At 45.5% G+C, this 17,815-nt stretch carries 19 protein-coding genes; 13 read left to right on the top strand and 6 right to left on the bottom strand.

Translation table 11 applies throughout. The features are described 5' to 3' along the window. Positions 1–48: 48 nt before the first annotated feature. Positions 49–1,248 (bottom strand): phosphoglycerate kinase, encoded by a 1,200-nt coding sequence (locus H6F74_RS17590; protein WP_190443365.1) that lies wholly within the window; start codon positions 1,246–1,248, stop codon positions 49–51. A 177-nt stretch (positions 1,249–1,425) separates the two neighbouring features. Here H6F74_RS17590 and H6F74_RS17585 point away from each other — a divergent pair, with 177 nt between their 5' ends. From H6F74_RS17585 to H6F74_RS17565, 5 genes are all read left to right on the top strand, one after another. Then, entirely contained in the window at positions 1,426–1,836 is a 411-nt protein-coding gene (locus H6F74_RS17585; RefSeq protein WP_190443363.1) for a universal stress protein, read from the top strand. 190 nt (positions 1,837–2,026) lie between these two features. Continuing rightward, positions 2,027–2,896, top strand: a complete 870-nt coding sequence (gene ylqF / locus H6F74_RS17580) for a ribosome biogenesis GTPase YlqF (protein WP_190443361.1) — start codon at positions 2,027–2,029, stop codon at positions 2,894–2,896. A gap of 160 nt (positions 2,897–3,056) precedes the next feature. After that, a complete protein-coding gene (gene tnpB, locus H6F74_RS17575; RefSeq protein WP_190443359.1) occupies positions 3,057–4,241 on the top strand; it encodes an IS200/IS605 family element RNA-guided endonuclease TnpB in 1,185 nt (394 codons plus the stop codon). Between the two features lie 37 nt (positions 4,242–4,278). Beyond that, positions 4,279–4,521 carry a hypothetical protein gene (locus tag H6F74_RS17570; RefSeq protein WP_190443357.1) on the top strand — a complete coding sequence of 81 codons (243 nt, stop codon included), beginning with the start codon at positions 4,279–4,281 and terminating at the stop codon, positions 4,519–4,521. An 11-nt stretch (positions 4,522–4,532) separates the two neighbouring features. Next, complete coding sequence (locus H6F74_RS17565) at positions 4,533–4,748, top strand: DUF2283 domain-containing protein (RefSeq protein ID WP_190443355.1); 216 nt, start codon at positions 4,533–4,535, stop codon at positions 4,746–4,748. Between the two features lie 61 nt (positions 4,749–4,809). On the opposite strand, the gene H6F74_RS17560 is transcribed toward H6F74_RS17565, so the two are convergent. Continuing rightward, entirely contained in the window at positions 4,810–6,255 is a 1,446-nt protein-coding gene (locus H6F74_RS17560) for a protein kinase (RefSeq protein WP_190443427.1), read from the bottom strand. 351 nt (positions 6,256–6,606) lie between these two features. Between H6F74_RS17560 and H6F74_RS17555 the strand changes: the two genes are divergently transcribed. Then, positions 6,607–8,247, top strand: coding sequence for an adenylate/guanylate cyclase domain-containing protein (locus H6F74_RS17555; RefSeq protein WP_190443353.1), 1,641 nt, complete (start codon positions 6,607–6,609; stop codon positions 8,245–8,247). A 93-nt stretch (positions 8,248–8,340) separates the two neighbouring features. Here the strand turns inward: H6F74_RS17555 and H6F74_RS17550 are convergent, their stop codons facing one another. After that, the gene (locus tag H6F74_RS17550; RefSeq protein ID WP_190443351.1) at positions 8,341–8,574 is read right to left on the bottom strand and encodes a hypothetical protein; all 234 of its coding nucleotides are present in this window, start codon (positions 8,572–8,574) and stop codon (positions 8,341–8,343) included. On the opposite strand from H6F74_RS17550, the gene H6F74_RS17545 reads away from it, so the two are divergent. The 4 genes from H6F74_RS17545 (at position 8,573) to H6F74_RS17530 (ending at position 13,207) form a co-directional block, all read left to right on the top strand. Beyond that, on the top strand, positions 8,573–10,189 hold the full coding sequence (locus H6F74_RS17545) for an adenylate/guanylate cyclase domain-containing protein (RefSeq protein WP_190443349.1): 1,617 nt from the start codon (positions 8,573–8,575) through the stop codon (positions 10,187–10,189). The two genes, H6F74_RS17550 and H6F74_RS17545, sit on opposite strands and share 2 nt — an antisense overlap. A gap of 302 nt (positions 10,190–10,491) precedes the next feature. Further along, positions 10,492–11,232, top strand: a complete 741-nt coding sequence (locus H6F74_RS17540) for a carbonic anhydrase (protein ID WP_190443347.1) — start codon at positions 10,492–10,494, stop codon at positions 11,230–11,232. Between the two features lie 336 nt (positions 11,233–11,568). Beyond that, entirely contained in the window at positions 11,569–12,276 is a 708-nt protein-coding gene (locus H6F74_RS17535) for an SDR family oxidoreductase (RefSeq protein ID WP_190443345.1), read from the top strand. Positions 12,277–12,334: 58 nt separating this feature from the next. Beyond that, positions 12,335–13,207 carry an MBL fold metallo-hydrolase gene (locus H6F74_RS17530; protein ID WP_190443343.1) on the top strand — a complete coding sequence of 291 codons (873 nt, stop codon included), beginning with the start codon at positions 12,335–12,337 and terminating at the stop codon, positions 13,205–13,207. Positions 13,208–13,233: 26 nt separating this feature from the next. Here H6F74_RS17530 and H6F74_RS17525 read toward each other — a convergent pair whose 3' ends face one another. Both H6F74_RS17525 and H6F74_RS17520 read right to left on the bottom strand, forming a co-directional pair. Further along, positions 13,234–14,922: an NAD-binding protein gene (locus H6F74_RS17525; protein WP_190443341.1), complete on the bottom strand. Its 1,689-nt coding sequence runs from the start codon at positions 14,920–14,922 to the stop codon at positions 13,234–13,236. Next, positions 14,876–15,130, bottom strand: coding sequence for a hypothetical protein (locus tag H6F74_RS17520; protein ID WP_190443338.1), 255 nt, complete (start codon positions 15,128–15,130; stop codon positions 14,876–14,878). The genes H6F74_RS17525 and H6F74_RS17520 overlap by 47 nt, the downstream gene beginning before the upstream one ends. On the opposite strand from H6F74_RS17520, the gene H6F74_RS17515 reads away from it, so the two are divergent. Together H6F74_RS17515 and H6F74_RS17510 are read left to right on the top strand one after the other, a co-directional pair. Further along, positions 15,104–15,694, top strand: coding sequence for a Uma2 family endonuclease (locus H6F74_RS17515; protein ID WP_190443337.1), 591 nt, complete (start codon positions 15,104–15,106; stop codon positions 15,692–15,694). The two genes, H6F74_RS17520 and H6F74_RS17515, sit on opposite strands and share 27 nt — an antisense overlap. Positions 15,695–15,731: 37 nt before the next feature. Beyond that, entirely contained in the window at positions 15,732–16,139 is a 408-nt protein-coding gene (locus H6F74_RS17510; protein ID WP_190443335.1) for a DCC1-like thiol-disulfide oxidoreductase family protein, read from the top strand. Here H6F74_RS17510 and H6F74_RS17505 read toward each other — a convergent pair. Beyond that, positions 16,136–16,567 (bottom strand): hypothetical protein, encoded by a 432-nt coding sequence (locus H6F74_RS17505; protein WP_190420632.1) that lies wholly within the window; start codon positions 16,565–16,567, stop codon positions 16,136–16,138. The two genes, H6F74_RS17510 and H6F74_RS17505, sit on opposite strands and share 4 nt — an antisense overlap. A 382-nt stretch (positions 16,568–16,949) precedes the next feature. Here H6F74_RS17505 and H6F74_RS17500 point away from each other — a divergent pair, with 382 nt between their 5' ends. Further along, positions 16,950–17,789 carry an alpha/beta fold hydrolase gene (locus tag H6F74_RS17500; RefSeq protein WP_190443333.1) on the top strand — a complete coding sequence of 280 codons (840 nt, stop codon included), beginning with the start codon at positions 16,950–16,952 and terminating at the stop codon, positions 17,787–17,789. The last annotated feature ends 26 nt before the right edge of the window (positions 17,790–17,815 follow it).

The raw sequence follows: 17,815 nt of genomic DNA, 5'->3' as shown, positions 1-17,815 counted from the left end.
TATTAGCCCGCGCAGGCGGGCTAAGTTTGCTCAAGGCGACTTTAGCCGTTACGCCTCATCCAACGCTGCAATCCCAGGAAGTTCCTTACCTTCCAGCAACTCCAGACTTGCGCCGCCGCCAGTGGAAATGTGGCTCATTTGTTCGCCCAAATTCAACTGTTCCACCGCAGCAACTGAGTCGCCACCGCCGATAATCGTGGTAGCGCCAGTCTTGGTGAGGTCAGCAAGAGTACGCGCGATCGCTTCCGTCCCTTTGGCGAATTGCGGGAACTCAAACACGCCCATCGGGCCATTCCAAATCACCGTCTTGCAATCTGCAAGCGCATCTTGGAACGTCTTCACCGAGTCGGGGCCAATATCCAAGCCCATCCAACCATCGGGAATAGAATCAATGCTGACCGTTTGAGAGTTGGCATCAGCAGCAAAATTATCTGCAAGGATGACATCTGTCGGCAATAGCAATTGAACGCCGCGCTCTTTCGCCTTAGCTTCCAAAGATTTCGCCAATTCCAGCTTATCTTCTTCCACCAACGACTTACCCACATTCAGCCCGCGAGCCTTGTAAAAGGTGAAAATCATACCGCCGCCCAGGATCAGCTTATCGCACTTATCCAGCAGCGTTTCGATGACACCAATTTTACTGGAAACCTTGGAACCGCCGATAATTGCAGCCAGAGGACGCTGGGGACTTTCAATCGCACTTTGCAAATATTGCAATTCCTTCTCAATTAAGTATCCAGCCACAGATGGACTAAGATACTTAGTAACGCCCTCAGTGGAAGCATGAGCGCGGTGAGCGGTGCCAAAGGCATCATTCACATACAAATCGGCATTTGCAGCCAATTTTTTCGCGAATTCCGAGTCGTTTTTCTCCTCCTCTGGGTAGAAGCGGACATTCTCCAGCAGTAGTACGTCGCCATTTTGCATCGCCGCCACCTTAGCTGCGACATCTTCGCCGATGCAGTCATCGCACTTGACGACTTGCTTACCCAGTAACTCTGAGAGGCGATGGGCGACGGGAGTCAGGCGGTATTTGTTATCTACGCCCTTTGGACGACCAAAGTGGCTGGAGAGAATCACCTTAGCGCCTTTAGAAGTTAAATCCTGAATTGTTGGCAGAGCTGCCCGAATGCGCGTATCGTCAGTGATGCTGCCATTGTCTAAAGGTACGTTAAAATCCGCCCGTACCAGTACCCGTTTACCGGATAAATCAGATGCCGCTAAATTTGCTACAGTTTTCTTGGACACAGCGTGAACCTCCTAATTGCGTCTTAGTTAAAAATTTCGCCACCAGTAGCGTGTTAATGGTCGTTTGACCTTTTTCCCTCAAAAGCTAGATAAACCAAAGTGCGATCGCAAGTTAAGTTTTTTCTAGCCAGCGCCGTCCACATTTTACAGGAGTAGGGGTTCCTACAGGTGCGTGCCATGTTCAAGACTGTTCTGTTTCCTGTCGATCAAAGTCGAGAAGCCCGCGAAGCGGCTGATGTTGTTGCCAATATTGTGCAAAAGTATGGTAGCCGCTTAGTGTTGCTGTCGGTGGTAGAAGAACCAGCAGTAGAGGAATCGCCTCGTCCAGATGCGATGAACTCACCACAAGCCGTTGCCGAATTGCTTAAAACTGCACAAAATCTATTTGCTGAGTTAGGCATCCAAGCTGAGATCATTGAGCAAACAGGTAAGGTGGCTTTTACAATTTGCGATGTTGCTGATGAAATGGATGCCGATTTAATTGTGATGGGGTGTCGCGGACTGGGTTTGACTGAGGAAGGCGTTTCCGAAAGTGTCACTAACCGGGTGATTAACCTTGCCCCTTGCCCAGTTTTGGTTGTTCCCTAATCAATTTTGGATTTTGAAGCGATTTTTGGGGAGATTGATCAGGGAGTTGAACCATTACTGGTTCTTCCCCCAACCTCCCGTTCTTCCCAAAATATGGCGTGATTTTGCGGGGGCGAAGGAGTTTCTAGGCTTCCGATGATTTTGGATTAAATCTAAAATCTAAAATTTAAAATCTAAAATCTAAAATTCTATGACTACTCCCGATATTAATTGGTATCCCGGACACATTGCCAAAGCTGAAAAGTCTCTCAAAGAACAGCTTAAGCGTGTGGATGTGGTGTTGGAAGTGCGAGACACCCGCATTCCTCTCTCCACGCACCATCCCCAAGTGCCAGAGTGGGTGGGTACCAAGGCGAGGGTGTTGGTACTCAACCGCATGGATATGATTACTCCCTCTGTGCGACAGATGTGGACAGAGTGGTTTAGGGAACGAGGGGAAACGCCATACTTCACTGATGCTCAGCATGGTAAAGGTATAGTAGCAGTAGCAAAGGCGGCGCAAGCAGCTGGGGAACAGATGAATCAACGAAGAAGCGATCGCGGAATGCTTCCTCGTCCAGTCCGCGCCGTTGTGATAGGCTTTCCTAATGTTGGCAAATCAGCTTTAATCAATCGCTTGTTGGGGAAAAGAGTCGTAGAAAGTGCGCGTCGTGCTGGCGTGACTCGCCAACTGCGTTGGATACGCATTTCCGATCAAATTGAACTTTTAGATGCTCCCGGCGTTTTACCTTCCAGGTTAGAAAATCAATCTGCTGCTCTCAAATTAGCTATCTGCGATGATATCGGTGATGCGTCTTACGATAATCAACGAGTGGCAGCTTCTTTGGTAGATTTTCTGAAAAATTTAAACAGCCCAGATGCCGATTTATTCTTGGTAAAGTCTTTAGAGTCTCGCTACGGAATAGATCCAGTACCCCTAACGGGTGAAGAATATATACACGCTGTGGCAAATCACCGTCATAAAGGTGATGTAGAACGGACAGCACGGCAGGTATTAAATGATTTTCGCACAGGTTTGTTGGGTGCGGTTCCCCTAGAGTTGCCGCCAAATACACGCTAGGGAATAGAATTTTACTGCAACAAACACGTACCACTTTATCGAAAACCTGGGTTTAAAACCCCGTTCTTTAGCGGAGCAGAGGACGGCTTTACATTCTTGATGTTTTAGTTTACCATAGTGCCAACGCTTTGTTAAGCACCGCAATACTTTGTTAAGTCCCGTGTTAAAAGCCTACAAGTACAGAATCTATCCAACTGGTGAGCAATCAATATTGCTTGCTAAGTCGTTTGGGTGTGTACGCTGGTTTTACAACTATGCTCTTAATTTAACTAGCGAAACTTACAAGGCAACTGGCAAAGGGTTAAGTCGTAACGACATCATTAATCTACTACCATCTTTGAAGAAAGAGCATGAATGGTTAACAGAACCACCATCACAGTGTTTACAGCAAGTTGCATTAGACCTATCCAGTGCGTTTTTAAACTTCTTTGAGAAACGAGCTAAATACCCAAACTTTAAGAAAAAGGGACAAAAGCAATCTATTCGCTTTCCTCAAGGAGTGAAACTAGATGGAGATCATTTAACGCTTCCCAAACTGGGTGAGGTTTACTGCAAAGTATCTCGCCTCCCCGTAGGGAAACTTAAGTCTGTTACCTTGTCTTTGACGACCTCCGGTGAATACTATGCTGCTTGCCTTTATGATGACCCAAAAGACAAACCTGCCACATCGTCAGAAGGAAAAGCGATTGGTATAGATATGGGGTTAACCCATTATGCTATTACCTCAGACGGTACTAAGCATGGCAATCCAAAATATTACCGTAAATATGAGATAAGACTAGCCAAAAAACAGAAATTACTTAGCCGTAAACAAAAAGGCTCTAAAAATCGGAATAAGGCACGAATTAAGGTTGCCAAAGTTCACAGTAAAATTACCAGATGTCGTGAAGATTTTCTACACAAGCTAAGTCGTAAATTAGTTGACGAAAACCAAGTCATAGTAGTAGAAAATTTAGCAGTTCACAATATGGTCAAAAATCACAAACTTTCCAAATCGATTAGTGATGCTGGTTGGGGTCAATTCTGCACCATGTTGAAATACAAGGCGGAATGGTCAGGAAAAATCTACATTGAAGTAGATAGATTCTTTCCCAGTTCAAAAACCTGTAGTAGCTGCTTGCATCAAGTAGATGTTTTGGCTCTAGATGTTCGTCGCTTCACGTGTCCTAAATGCCAAACAGTACATGACAGGGACATTAACGCCGCGATAAATATTAGAGATGAAGGTTTACGACTTTTGGCGGGAGGGCATCTCGCTACCGCTTCTGGAGAAAGAGTAAGACCAAGTAAAGGCACTGCTTTTACTAGGCGTTTTTCTGTGAAGGAAGAATCCTCGCGGCTTTAGTCCGAGGAGTTGTCAATATCAAGACTGTTAACCTTGGATGAAGACCAGGCGCTACTTTGAAGAGCAGGTACTACGCAAACGTCCCTACCTACGGCGGGAGTGGTGCCAGCGGGTGGTAGCTAATCCGTTAAGAACCGAGATACAGTTAGATGGACGTATTCGTTTTTGGGGTAGAGTACCAGAATTTGGTAGGGTGCTAAGGGTGGTAACACTTGCGGATGGAGAAACTATTCACAATGCCTTTCCAGACCGAAATTTTGTGATGCCAGATGAAAGTTAACAGGAAGATTTATGAAACTACATTATTATCCAGAAACCGACTCACTTTATATTGATTTAAACAACAGCAAGAGTGAAGACTCACAGGAAATTGCCGAGGGGTTGGTAGTAGACTTTGATGCTGACGGTAATATTGTTGGCATAGATATTGATCGCGCTTCAGAAAAACTCGATTTGAAGACGATTGAAGCAGTAAATCTTCCCCAATTGCTCACCAGTATAGGGTAAAAAAAAGTGCGATCGCTTCGCGTCAGACTTTTTTCTATGCACCCTGAAAAACCCGGTTTTTCTATTTAGAAGGACAAGTATTTTTTGTCCGACCTTTCCAAATCCAACCTGACACGGGAGCATTAATCTCTATCCAGCCACTTTCTTCTTTTCCAGTAACAGATACTTTAGTTCCTGATTTCACAACATCCCCAGTTTTCTTACGTCCATCCAAAGAGCGGACATTTGATGAGCTAGTAACAACAATACAACTTGGTTTTGGTGCAGGTTTAGCTGTTGTTTCAATTTGGTTTTTAGCCGTCACCGGATTAGGCGATGGGGGACGATTTGCAGAAATTGCACCGATTGTAACTACAAAAATAGCGGTGCCTACCCCGATTAGCAACGGCAATTTCTGGGGGGATTTAGATTGTGAAGTCTCTGGCGCGATCGCTACTCTTCCCGGAGCAACTGTCACAGTGTTAGCGGTCGGGGGATTGCCAGTAGCAATTGTTACTGTGTTCTGCGTCGGGGGGATGGCTGGCTGGGGCGTAGATACAGGGGCAGTTGCGTCATCTGACAAGGTGTGGGGCTTCGTCTCGGCGGAGAACCTACGCAATGCCTCTTTAGCAGACTCAGAGCCATCTTTGAAGTAGCCGCGCATCTTCTGGCCCAAGACTGCCGCCAAAGCCCCCGGAGTGGAAGGATTGGTTAATGAGGCGAGTGCTTGCAGCGCCTCAGTTGCTGACTGGTAGCGGTATTTGAAGTAGTGGCGCACCATCTTATCTAGAACATCTGCCAAAGAGTCGCTGACTTGAGCCTGATGTCGCCAGAGAATTTCCCCAGTCTCAGGATCTTCTGATAATTGTCTGGGATTTAACCCAGTCAAGGCTTGGATACCGATGGTGCCGAGAGCATAAATATCGCTACTGGGGCGGGGTCTGCCTTGTCCCTGTTCGCTGGGCATATAGCCTGGGGTGCCAATTGCTACAGTCTCGTTTACACCTTCAGGCGCAAGGGCTGACTGCATCTGCACTTGTTTAACAGCACCAAAGTCAACCAAAACCAACTTGTTGTCCGAGGAACGGCGGATTAAATTATCCGGCTTGATATCCCGATGAATCACCCCGTTACCGTGGACAAATTCTAGAATAGGTAAAACTTCAGCCAGCAGTTGTATCGCCTGAGTTTCGCTCCACCGCTGACCCGGTGGAAGTTCTACACTTAGAGGATGTCCGTCGATAAACTCCTGTACCAGATAAAACTCTTGGTTTTCCTCAAAGTAAGCTAACAGCCGGGGAATTTGGTCATGATTTCCTAACTTTTCTAGGGTTTCCGCTTCGCTATTAAACAAGCGTCTAGCTGTTTGCAAAAATTCCGGGTTGCTAATAGCGGGTTTAAGATGTTTGACGACACAGGTGGGGTTTCCTGGTCGGCGAGTGTCTTGGGCGATATATGTATGACCAAATCCGCCTTGACCTAGCACTTGAACCACCTGATAACGCTGGTCTAGTAAAGTGCCTATCATTGTTTCGCTGCTGGGAGGTAAACCGTTTGACATAATAGATTTTTTTCCAAAAATAAGTAGTGTCTTCCGGATTTTTAACAAAATCGATTTCTGCTGTGATTTGCTGGTTTATTTCCAATGTCTTTTGCGGTTGTATAGCTACAACCTCGACCCGGTATGGGAAACCAGCAATACTATGATACTGTTGTTCTAGGGATGAGGGGTCATACCCCCCAATTTTTCATACAAAGGGCGCGATCGCATTGGATCTAATAATGTTTTGTGCATCTAAATTGCATAAATTTATACTTAGACTACGGACTGGGGAATTGTGCCTCCTTTGTTGGCTTTGCTTCAAAAAGGTATTAAGTCATGGCTGAACTTAAACTACGCCTAAAAGAAGAAGATACGGAAAGAACGGTTACGGTAAATCAGGATGAATTTACTATCGGGCGTTTGCCAGAATGTGACTTGTGCTTGCCTTTTGGGGGAATTTCCCGCTACCATGTCCAATTTTTGAAGACAGCGACCGGAGACTGGACAATTGAGGATATGGGTAGCAAAAACGGGACACGATTGAACGAACGTCCTGTAACCTCACCTCAACAGATAAATGACGGTGACGTTATTTGGCTAGGAGATGTTGGTGTAGTTGTTGTTTTAACTGCTCCTGTAAAACCCGATTTGCTAGACGTACCGCCTGAAGGTACTACTATCCTTCGCAATGTCAAAGAACTGCAACAGCAATGGATACAAGCGGATGGGGCGAAAGATTCCAGCGATAATAAGGAGAAAGCGATCGCTCGCCTGAAAGATTTGGTAGATATCGCTAAGGCTCTCAGTGCTGCTGAATCAATAGAAGCCATTTTTGAACAGGTGCAGGAAGTTGTTTTCCGCAGCCTCAAAAGTATTGAACGCTTAGCATTGTTAGTTGATGTCAACGGTTTAGGTAAACTTGAATTGCTCAATGCCGCAACCAGAGATGTCTTTCAAAATCTCACCGAGTCGGGTAGTTGGATTAGCCGCAGCATTTGTCAAAAAGTATTTGATGAAAAAGTAGCAATTCAAACCGCAGATGCTCAGATGGATAAACGGTTTGAAGGCGAACAAAGTATTTTCGTCAAAGGCATCAAGAGCGCGATCGCTGTCCCTCTCTGGGATGAAAATAAAGTAGTCGGCGTACTTTATGCCGATGCTCAACTGCCTTCCAGCCATTGGACTAAAGGCGGAGAAGAAGACCTCAGTTTTTTTTCAGCCTTAGCCAATCTCGTCGCATCAGCTGTACAACGGTGGCTCTTAACACTCAAACTCAGAAACGAAGAAACAATTAGGAATAGACTAGAGCGCTATCACTCCCCTTCTGTTGTGCAGCACATTATGACCCAAGGGGCATTAGAAGATGGTCGTCTGGTTCCCGCCGAAGTTGATATCAGCATTCTCTTCGCTGATATTGTCGGCTTTACTGCACTTTCGGAAAGATTGCGTCCAGCACAAATTGCCCACTTGCTAAATGCTTTCTTCGAGGAAATGTTACAGGAAGTTTTTGCCGTTGGAGGAACGCTGGATAAATATATTGGAGATTGCATTATGGCATTCTTTGGCGCTCCGGAACCGCAAATCGATCATGCTGACAAGGCTGTTGCTGCGGCTATGGGAATGCTGACTCGTCTAGAAAATCTCAATGCGAATCAAGTATTGGCAGAACCGCTGCAAATCAGGATTGCTATCAACAGCGGTAGGGCAGTAATTGGAGATGTCGGCAGTTCTCAAAGGGTAGATTATACTGCGTTAGGAGCAACAATTAATCTTGCCTCCCGCATGGAAGGAATTTGTCCTCCCGGTGAATGTGTCGTCAGCGAAGCCACCTATTCAATGCTGACGCGAACCCCCCAAAAGGGGCTTCCCTTGGGGACGCAAGGCTTGGAGGAGATAGGAGAGTACCGTTTCAAAGGCATTGACCGCCCGATAAAGGTTTATCAGACCAAGAGAGATGGTACCAAACCAGTTTCTTGAGGCTAGACGCAGATCCGACAAAGCCCCTTTAATCAAGGGGTGCTGCGTATAGTATCACAAGGAAAATGGGACAAAGCGATCGCTTGCTCTCTCCTAATGCCAAAGGTGCGATTTTTCTAGCGTCACCGCCAATTTCAACATTGCTAATCGTCGGTAGAAGGATTTTCTCAAGGTTAAGATGGTTGCAGCGATGCGCTCAAAAGCACTACTGCTTACGCTATCGCTGAGGAAATGCCATTGCTTTTGTCGGTGCGCTATTTGAATATTGCTTTGCAAGAGATTTTTAGCACCTCTTGTTCGCTGTGGTGCAAGGAGGTTTGAAGTCATGGCTGAACTAAAGCTGCGCCAACAAATTGAAGGCAAGACCGAAAGCTACATCACAGTAGAAAAAGACGAATTTACTATTGGGCGGTTGCCAGAATGCGATTTGTACTTACCATACTTTGAGATTTCTCGCTACCATGCCCGTTTGGTGAAAGCACCGGATCGGGGGTGGCTGATTGAGGATATGCACAGCACCAATGGTACCCGGTTAAATGAACGTCTTTTGACCTCCCCTCAAAAAGTCAATCACGGCGATCTTATTCAGCTAGGGCATGTTTGCCTAAATGTTATTTTCGCCGATCTTCCTCAACCCCAGAAGCCAGTAACATATCCCCTGGCTGATGACGCAATGACTATCTTCCGCAGTGCCGAAGAACTGCAACAGCAGTGGATACAGGCTGATGATGATAATGGCGATCGCTCCTCAAACCACCAAAAAGCAATCGATCGTCTCAAAGACATGGTGGATATAGCTAAAAGTCTAAATTCTGCTGAATCTATAGAAGCGATTTTTGCTCAGGTGCAGGAAATCGTTTTTCGCAATTTAAAAAGTATTGAACGTTTGGCATTATTAGTTGATATTAACGATTCCGGCAAACTTGAATTACTTGATGCAGCCGCCAGAGATATCTCTCAACAGGAAAATATAACAGCCGATGACAGTTGGATTAGCCGCACCATCTGTCAAAAAGTATTTACTGATAAATTAGCTGTAAAAACCGCTGATGCTCAAAGGGATGAACGCTTTGTAGGCGAACAAAGTATTTTAGCCAAAGGCATTCGTAGCGCCTTAGCTGTTCCTCTCTGGGATGAACATCATGTGGTAGGCGTTCTTTATGGCGATGCCAATCTTTCTTTTAACCATTATGCTAAAGGGGGAGAAGAAGACCTCAGCTTTTTTTCAGCTTTAGCCAATCTAGTAGCATCAGCTGTGCAACGTTGGTTATTAACACAGAAACTCAGAAGTGAAGCAAATATTCGCCACAGACTAGAACGCTATCACTCGCCTTCAGTTGTGCAACACATCATGACACAAGGGGCATTAGAAGACGGTCGTCTGGTTCCCTCAGAAGGTGAAATCAGCATTCTTTTTGCTGATATTGTTGGCTTTACTGCCCTTTCGGAAAAGTTAACTCCTACACAAATTGCCCAATTGCTTAATAACTTCTTCGAGGAAATGTTGAAAGAAGTTTTTCATGCTGGAGGGACGTTAGATAAATTTATTGGGGATTGCATTATGGCATTTTTTGGCGCTCCCGAACCGCAGCCAGATCATGCCGAGCGAGCTGTAGCCTCCGCCTGGGGAATGCTGGAGCGTTTAGATCGTCTCAATGCTTCTGGCTTTTTTCCAGAACCTCTGCAATTGCGGATTGCCATCAATAGCGGTAAAGCCGTAGTTGGAGATGTTGGAAGCTCTCAGAGGGTAGATTATACCGTGTTAGGAACAACGATTAATCTTGCTTCTCGTATGGAAGGAATTTGTCCGCCTGGTGAATTTGTTATCAGTGAAAAAACCTATTCAATGCTGAAGCGAACAAAAGGCTTGTCTCCAATGGGAGAGTTTCGTTTCAAAGGCATTGACCGACCCATACAAGTTTATCAAACCAAGAGGCATTAATCGGCTATTGAGCTGGTTTTTTGGCCATACCAAGCAATTAAAGATTAAAAATTGTAAAACTCAATTGTTATTTTTACCTTTGGGTGCTTATAGCTATCTGTAAATTAAATGTATGACAGCTTAATGAATGCGATCGCGATCTTCGGATGCGGCACGCAGCCACGATATTCGCGCAGAGAAAGTATACATTATCCTCTATTTCTGCCCCAATAAAAAAAAATATTTTATATCCAAAAATATACTTCAATGAGATACGCATCCATTTTTGGGAGCGGGAAATAACGTTTTCTTGAGGTATTAGAATGAGTCAAATTGATGGGTTTGTGGGACGGCGCGATTTATTGAAACTGGTAGGCGCGGGAGGAGCTGGTCTTGCTGCTACTGCTGCTGGCGGTGTCCTCTGGACTGCACAGGAAGCGATCGCTCCACAAGCTGCTGCTGCTGAATATCAAAGCAATCCTAAACCAGTTAATCCTGAGGAAGCTTTGAAAAGATTGGTGGAGGGAAACAAACGGTTTGTGCAGGAAAGGCGTCAAAGCCCCAACCAATCAATAGCACGTTTGCAATTAGTTGCTAAAGGTCAGTATCCGTTTGCAGCCATGCTTAGCTGTGCTGATTCACGGGTTCCTTCAGAAATTGTGTTTGATCAAGGGCTTGGGGATTTGTTTGTTGTTCGCCTAGCTGGAAATGTCGTAAGTCCTACATCTTTAGGTAGCCTAGAATTCGCTACAGCGGTATTGGGCGCTCAACTGATCGTGGTAATGGGACATGAAAGATGCGGTGCAGTAGCGGCGGCGGTCAAAGGCGATCCACTCCCTGGTAGAATTGGCACTTTTGTTGAGGATATCAAACCAGCCTTAGCAAAGATAAAAGGCAAATCGGGCGATCCAGTTGAAAATGCAGTCGTAGCCAATGTTCAATATCAAGTTGAATTGTTGCAGGAAACTTCTGTGATGCTGGCTCAACTGATCCAAGAAGGCAAACTAAAAATTGTCGGCTGTCGTTACGATCTAGATAGTGGGGAAGTAACTATTGTTACTTAATAAATATTAGGACTTACGCACTAGGAACCAGGAAATCAATTTCCTGGCTGAAAGCCCAAGTCAGTTGAAACTGACTAAAAAACCCCGAACCAACCCATTTCAATGGGTTTGGGCTTTGAGCCGGAACTTTAGTTCACGGTAAGTGCGTAAGTCCTGAAATATTTCTAGATGCGTAGGGTGCGTTACGCTTACGCACCCGTCTCCCCAGTTAGAGGGTAGGTTGGGCGATTAGTACCAACCTACCCTTTCAAGCATTTATTAGGTTTTGCTTAGTTGCACTGCACCAACCTAAAAATATTTTTAACTAAAACTATAAATGTAAGCGACAAAAATAAAATGAAAAAAATAGCAATTGTCACAGGTGCCAATCGGGGACTCGGCTTTGAAACTTGCCGACAACTGGCTTCAAAAGATATCCAAGTTGTTCTTACCAGTCGTGACGAAGCTAAAGGCAAAGCAGCGGTTGAAAAGTTGCAAGCTGAGGGATTGGATGTTGTTTATCATCCGCTTGATGTCACTAATGCAGAAAGTATCGAGCATTTGGCGCAGTTTATTCGCAATGAGTTTGGGAAACTGGATATTTTGGTGAATAATGCGGGAATAGCTAGAGATTTTACGGATGCAGAAAATAGCATATTTAATACCAAAATTGATACCTTGCAGGAAACAATCGAGACAAATTTATACGGGCCATTGCTGCTTTCTCAGGCTTTAATTCCCCTGATGAAAAAGCATAATTACGGACGAGTTGTTAATGTATCATCGGGTGCGGGACAGTTGTTCGAGATGAACACAGGATACCCTGCATATCGAATTTCCAAAACTGCCCTGAATTCACTAACGCGGCTTTTTGCCAATGAGTTGAAAGACACAAATATTTTAGTAAATGCCGTGTGTCCAGGCTGGGTGAAAACTGATATGGGCGGCTCGAATGCTCCGAGAACTGTAGAGCAAGGCGTTGATACAATTGTCTGGCTGGCTACGTTACCTGATGATGGTGCGACAAGTGGTTTTTGGCGCGATCGCCAACCCATACCTTGGTAAGCACGTAGCACAATAGAAGTGATAGGCTTCTTGCCTGTCGTCAACGTTAGGTATAATTATGGCTCATTTAAATCAAAGCCGTCCCCAAAATGTGAACGGCGATTTTTACGTTGATAGCACTTGTATTGATTGCGATACGTGCCGCTGGATGGTTCCAGAAGTATTCTCTCGCATTGATGAGCAGTCAGCTGTTTATCATCAGCCAGAAAATCAGGCAGAAAGATTGCTTAGTCTCCAAGCTCTCCTCGCTTGTCCTACCGCTTCCATTGGTACAATTGAGAAGCCAAAGGATATCAAAGAAGCGCAGCAGAGTTTTCCAATTTTAGTCGCAGAAAATGTCTACCATTGCGGCTATCATTCGGAAGATTCCTATGGTGCGGCAAGTTACTTGATTGTGCTGCCAGAAGGTAATATTTTGGTTGATTCTCCCCGGTTTACGCCACCTTTAGTTAAGCGGTTAGAGGAGATGGGGGGAATTCATTATATGTACCTGACCCACAGAGATGATGTGGCGGATCATAAAAAGTATAGAGAGCATTTTGGGTGTCAGCGCATTCTCCACACCGACGATATCACTTCTGGTACTCGTGATGTGGAAATTCAGCTAACTGGTACCGAGCCTTATCAGCTGACACCGGATCTATTGATTATCCCAGTTCCCGGTCACAGCAAAGGTCACACAGTTTTGCTGTACAAGAATAAATTCTTGTACACCGGAGATCATCTCGCTTGGTCTTCCCGACTCAATCAGCTGATTGCTTTCCGGGATGTGTGTTGGTACTCTTGGCAAGAACAGATTAAATCGATGCGAAAACTGGCGAACTACTCCTTCGAGTGGGTGTTACCTGGTCATGGACGCAGAAATCATGCGGACGCAAAGACAATGCACCACCAGATGCAGCAGTGTATCGCTTGGATGGAAGCAAATTAAAAGTTTTGATTTAACCAATTACCAAATTACGTGGCTATAAGTTGAGAGGGTGCCACGCGCCACAACTGATCTAACCGATTTGCTGGCATAGTCAAATATAAAATATCACCAGCACCGAGTCCAGTTTCCAAAACATTCCAGCCGTGGATGGTTTGGCAGTTGGTTTCGATGTACAAAGGCACGAAATCTGCATCCATTGCGGACTCTTTAACGCGCTTACCACAAAAGGGATGTCCGGGTGTAATCATCGTGGCTAAGGCAACCCAAAGACTATCGCCAGTCATGCCATTGCCTAAAACTCGCCCTCCCAAAGCCGCCGCCGCGAAGGAAGGCGCTGCTAATTCCGTCGGACTCAGCACAGCCTCAAATTCAAACACTTGTTGCGCTTGGGAAGCAAACTGCGGATCTTGAGTACGCACGACAACTTGCAACTTGGGAGCAATGCCTTTGGCGCTTAAGGCAATTTCTAAATTTGCCATGTCGTCGCTGGTGACGGCTAAGAGGGCATTTGCTTTGTGGATATTGGCAGCAGCCAGGGTGGCAAATAAGCTGGCATCTCCATGAACTACTGGTACTCCCAAGGCGCGGACGGTGTTGAGAAATCGATTGTCGGAGTCGCGTTCGATTACGACAACCTCATGTCCGTGGGTATGGAGTTGCTGGGCTATTTTTACACCAATGCCGCCGAGTCCGCAGACGATGTAATGATTTTTCTGGGGAACTCGTGCGGCATCCCAAAATTGTTTGAAGCGGCTTCCTAGGACAAAATCGTTGAGGAGGGCATAGCAAATCCCAATTACACCAGCACCAACTAGCATCATTATGGCTGTGAAGACTTTTATGCTGTCGGGAGCATTTTCTGCTACTTTCTCTTGTCCACCTGCGCCAGTAATCATACCGACGGAGAAATAAAGGGAATCAACAACAGAATTGTGTCGCTCGAAACAGATGAAGGTAAGGGTGGCGATGAAAATTGTGATCAGTAGGACGAGAGTCATCATTAAAACTGGTTGAGCGTGTTGCTGAAACTGTCGCAGGTTGGTAAAGACTTTGAGCAGTTTTGGCAGCGCCAGTTTACGTTCTCTAGCGATGTTGGGCTGGGTGCCAACGATTAAGCGATCGCCTACTTCTAATTCTTGCCCATACACTACCGCAGAAACCAGATCCATCTGACTATTTACTGGCAAATAGTAGATTAGCATCCGGGCGCGATCCTCCCATAAATCGCTCAATCGGCGACCTAGCCAAGGGTGATTTTCATGAATATACTCTTCGTGGATGGGCCAAGTTTGGTTAAATAGCCGCAACTGTCCAATCGCTAGATTTCCCAAGGCGGCAAAGGCAAAAACGGGCGCAGCAAGGGCAGCAACGCTCATGGTGACGTGTTCGGGGAGCGTATGGTCTAAGCGATCGCCCAAGCTAGTATTAAACAATCTATTGATAATCCGAATCCGAGGATTGAGAATTCTTGCTTGGGTGAGAATTGCTAAATTCAGCGCCTCATCTTCCCCAGATAGCACTAATGTATGTGCTTCCTGAATCCCGGCTGCTTTTAAAGTAGAAGCTGCTCGTAATTCTCCAATTACGACATCATATTCTTCACCAGGTACAGGCGCGGCATTGATGCCCACGACGCTTGCACCCTGCTGTCTTAGTAAACAGAATATTTTATACCCAGTAGAACCCAAGCCACAGACGATGATTCGAGGTTTCATCAACCAGATCGCTGCCTTCTAATCGTGCAACTGCATATTGTGACTTACTACGGCTGTTGAGGACTGTAGCTGAATACACCGCCTTATAGAAGTTTTGAGTTGAGTAAAGCGCGATCGCGTATTTAAAGCTTTTCTTCGGTTGCTTAAACTGGATATAACCCTGAAAGCGAGGTAATTGCAGATGATTGCAAATCCAAGTTATAGCCACATCTCCCCAGAGGAATATCTAGAAGCAGAAGAACTTAGCCCTATCAAGCATGAGTACAGAAATGGGCAAGTTTATGCAATGGCAGGCGCAAGCAATGTCCATGTAATTATTGCACTCAATTTAGCTTCAGCATTGAGAAGCCATTTGCGCGGGAGGGGATGCCAAACTTACATAGCAGACACCAAGGCTCATATTGAGTCAATTGATACTTATTACTATCCTGATGTGATAGTGAGTTGTGATCGCCGGGATAGGGAATTTAATAACTTTTTGCGTTACCCTTGCTTAATTGTCGAGGTGCTATCTTCCACGACAGAAGCATTTGACCGAGGCGATAAATTTAGTGATTACCGACAGATGGAGTCGCTTCAGGAATATGTCCTGATTAGTCAAACTCGGATGCGGGTGGAATGCTTTCGCCGCAATGCAGAGGGTTTGTGGGTGCTTTATCCCTATGACGAAGGCGCAGAGGTTCATTTGGCAAGTGTAGATTTTCGGTGCGCGATCGCACATATATACGAAGATGTAACTTTCCCCTCCCCGCAGCCAGAGGCTTCAGAATAGAAATATACTGCTAATCCTAAAAAAGAAAGCGATCGCAATGACTTACAACGTAATCTATGACGGCAATTGCAATCTCTGCGTTACTCTAGTGCAATTTCTGGAAAACTTAGACAAGGGACAGTTGTTTCAATACATCCCGATGCAAGACAAAGAGGCTTTGAATCACTTTGGAATTACACCTCAAGACTGCGAAATGGGGATGATTTTGATTGATGGTGAGCAAACTGAGAGACGATGGCAGGGTAGCGATGCAGCTGAAGAAATTGGGCGTTTGTTGCCGATGGGTAGCGCGTTCGTGGATGCTTATCGCGCTTTACCTGGGGTGAAATGGATGGGCGATCGCACTTACGAACAAATGCGCGACAACCGTTACACTATCTTTGGTAAGCGTTCTTCTACCTATCACTCTTCTTATCCGGCTGCTTGTACGGGTAGTTGCTCTTAATCTGTCTCGCCGCCGTTGAACAATTCAAATATCTGTCGGCAAAAGTGTTTCAGCTTTTCTCCCACCTCAGCTGCTGGCTGGGTTTCCCCGACAAACTGCCATTCCTCAACGGTGGAAAGTCGCCACTGTTTGCCTTTATGGTCAAATCCCGCCGCTTCTACGCCGATGACACGGCGATCGCCTGTTAGGGGATCTTCGTAAAAACGAATTTGCACTAGAATGCTGCGACTTTGAAATAATCGACTTCTACCTGGAAAATGAAAGCCGATATCGATGGAATCCGGATCTACTAATTCTCTAGTATCCGGATCATTTGCCCACGGTTTTAAGTCTGCCTTAGCATCAGGAAACTCAGACTTATACAGATTGACAACAGCAGCAATCTTACTAGCGACTTGTATATTTGTGGCTTGTTCAGCTGCGTTCACTTAGTTCTCTGTGTTGTTTTGGGGTTTTAATATATCAGGATGTTCCTTCGGAAGCAACCTTTGGTGCATCCTTCTTTAAGTTTAATTATTAAATCGATGCAAAATGGTAACTCGTTATACTATGCGATTCCCCCCTCTGGATGTATACTTAGATAATGGAAATATGTGCATTTTTTTGAAAAACGGATAGATTTCTACTATTAAGAAATAGGGTATAAATAAATATTACCACGATACTAAACAAAGGAGAAAAAAAATCGCAAATTTTGGATAATATCTGAACTTTATATTTTTAAATAAAATCCTTGCATCGATGCGACTTGCCTGTAGATCGCGTTGGGCGGTAAGCTCTTTCCAACCGGAAAATGTGCAGGCAAAGATAGTGTCAACGAACGAGCAATTAATTAAAGTAGGTTCGCTGGAGTGGTTTTATCGGGAAGAGAATCCGCTTGGGAGGACGGATAGACTGCCAGTGGTGCTGCTGCACGGGTTGCCGTCGCAGAGTTACAGTTGGAGTGGGGTAATGCCCGCTTTGGCAGAGAAAGGGTATAAAGCGATCGCGCCCGACTGGATTGGTTTTGGCTTCTCGGCAAAACCCGACAAGCGAGACTTTGCCTATACACCCGATGCTTTTATTAACGCCTTAGAAGAATTTATCAAAAATCTGAAAATTGAGCAATTTTCCCTGGTAGTCCAGGGATTTTTGGGTTCTGTCGGTCTACAGTATGCCTTGCGTCATCCAGAGCAAATCGAACGCTTGGCAATCCTCAACGCGCCAGTATCAACCACCGCCAAGTTACCCTGGAAAATCCAACAACTAGGTTTGCCTTTGGTCGGTGATATGATGACGCAAGACCCCCTCTTAGTGGACAGAACCCTAGAAGGTGGCAGCGGTTACAGGATAGAAGACAAAGATTTAGACATTTACCGCCGTCCCTTCCTCAAAAGTTCTGATGCGGGGCGAAGTCTTCTCTACACCGTGCGGAATCTCCAGCTAAAGGAGTCAATGGCAGAAATTGAATCCGGCTTTGGTAGCTGGACGCATCCTACTCTGATAGCCTGGGGAACGGCAGATCCTTGGCTACCCTTGAGCCAAGCGCAAAGCTTCGCCAGTTCGATTCAGGATGCCAAACTGATGAAAATGGAAGAAGTGGGGCATTATCCGCAAGAGCATTGGTCAGTAAAGGTAAGTGATGCACTTTTAAGCTTTCTTCGCCGCTAATATTTTTAAGGACGCTTAATTGAGAG

Origin of the sequence: Trichocoleus sp. FACHB-90 (assembly GCF_014695505.1) — a bacterium.
Classification (GTDB): Bacteria; Cyanobacteriota; Cyanobacteriia; order Cyanobacteriales; family FACHB-T130; genus Funiculus; species Funiculus sociatus.
The sequence above is the reverse complement of the archived record's forward strand: the minus strand, read 5'-3'. Positions and strand labels throughout refer to the sequence as shown.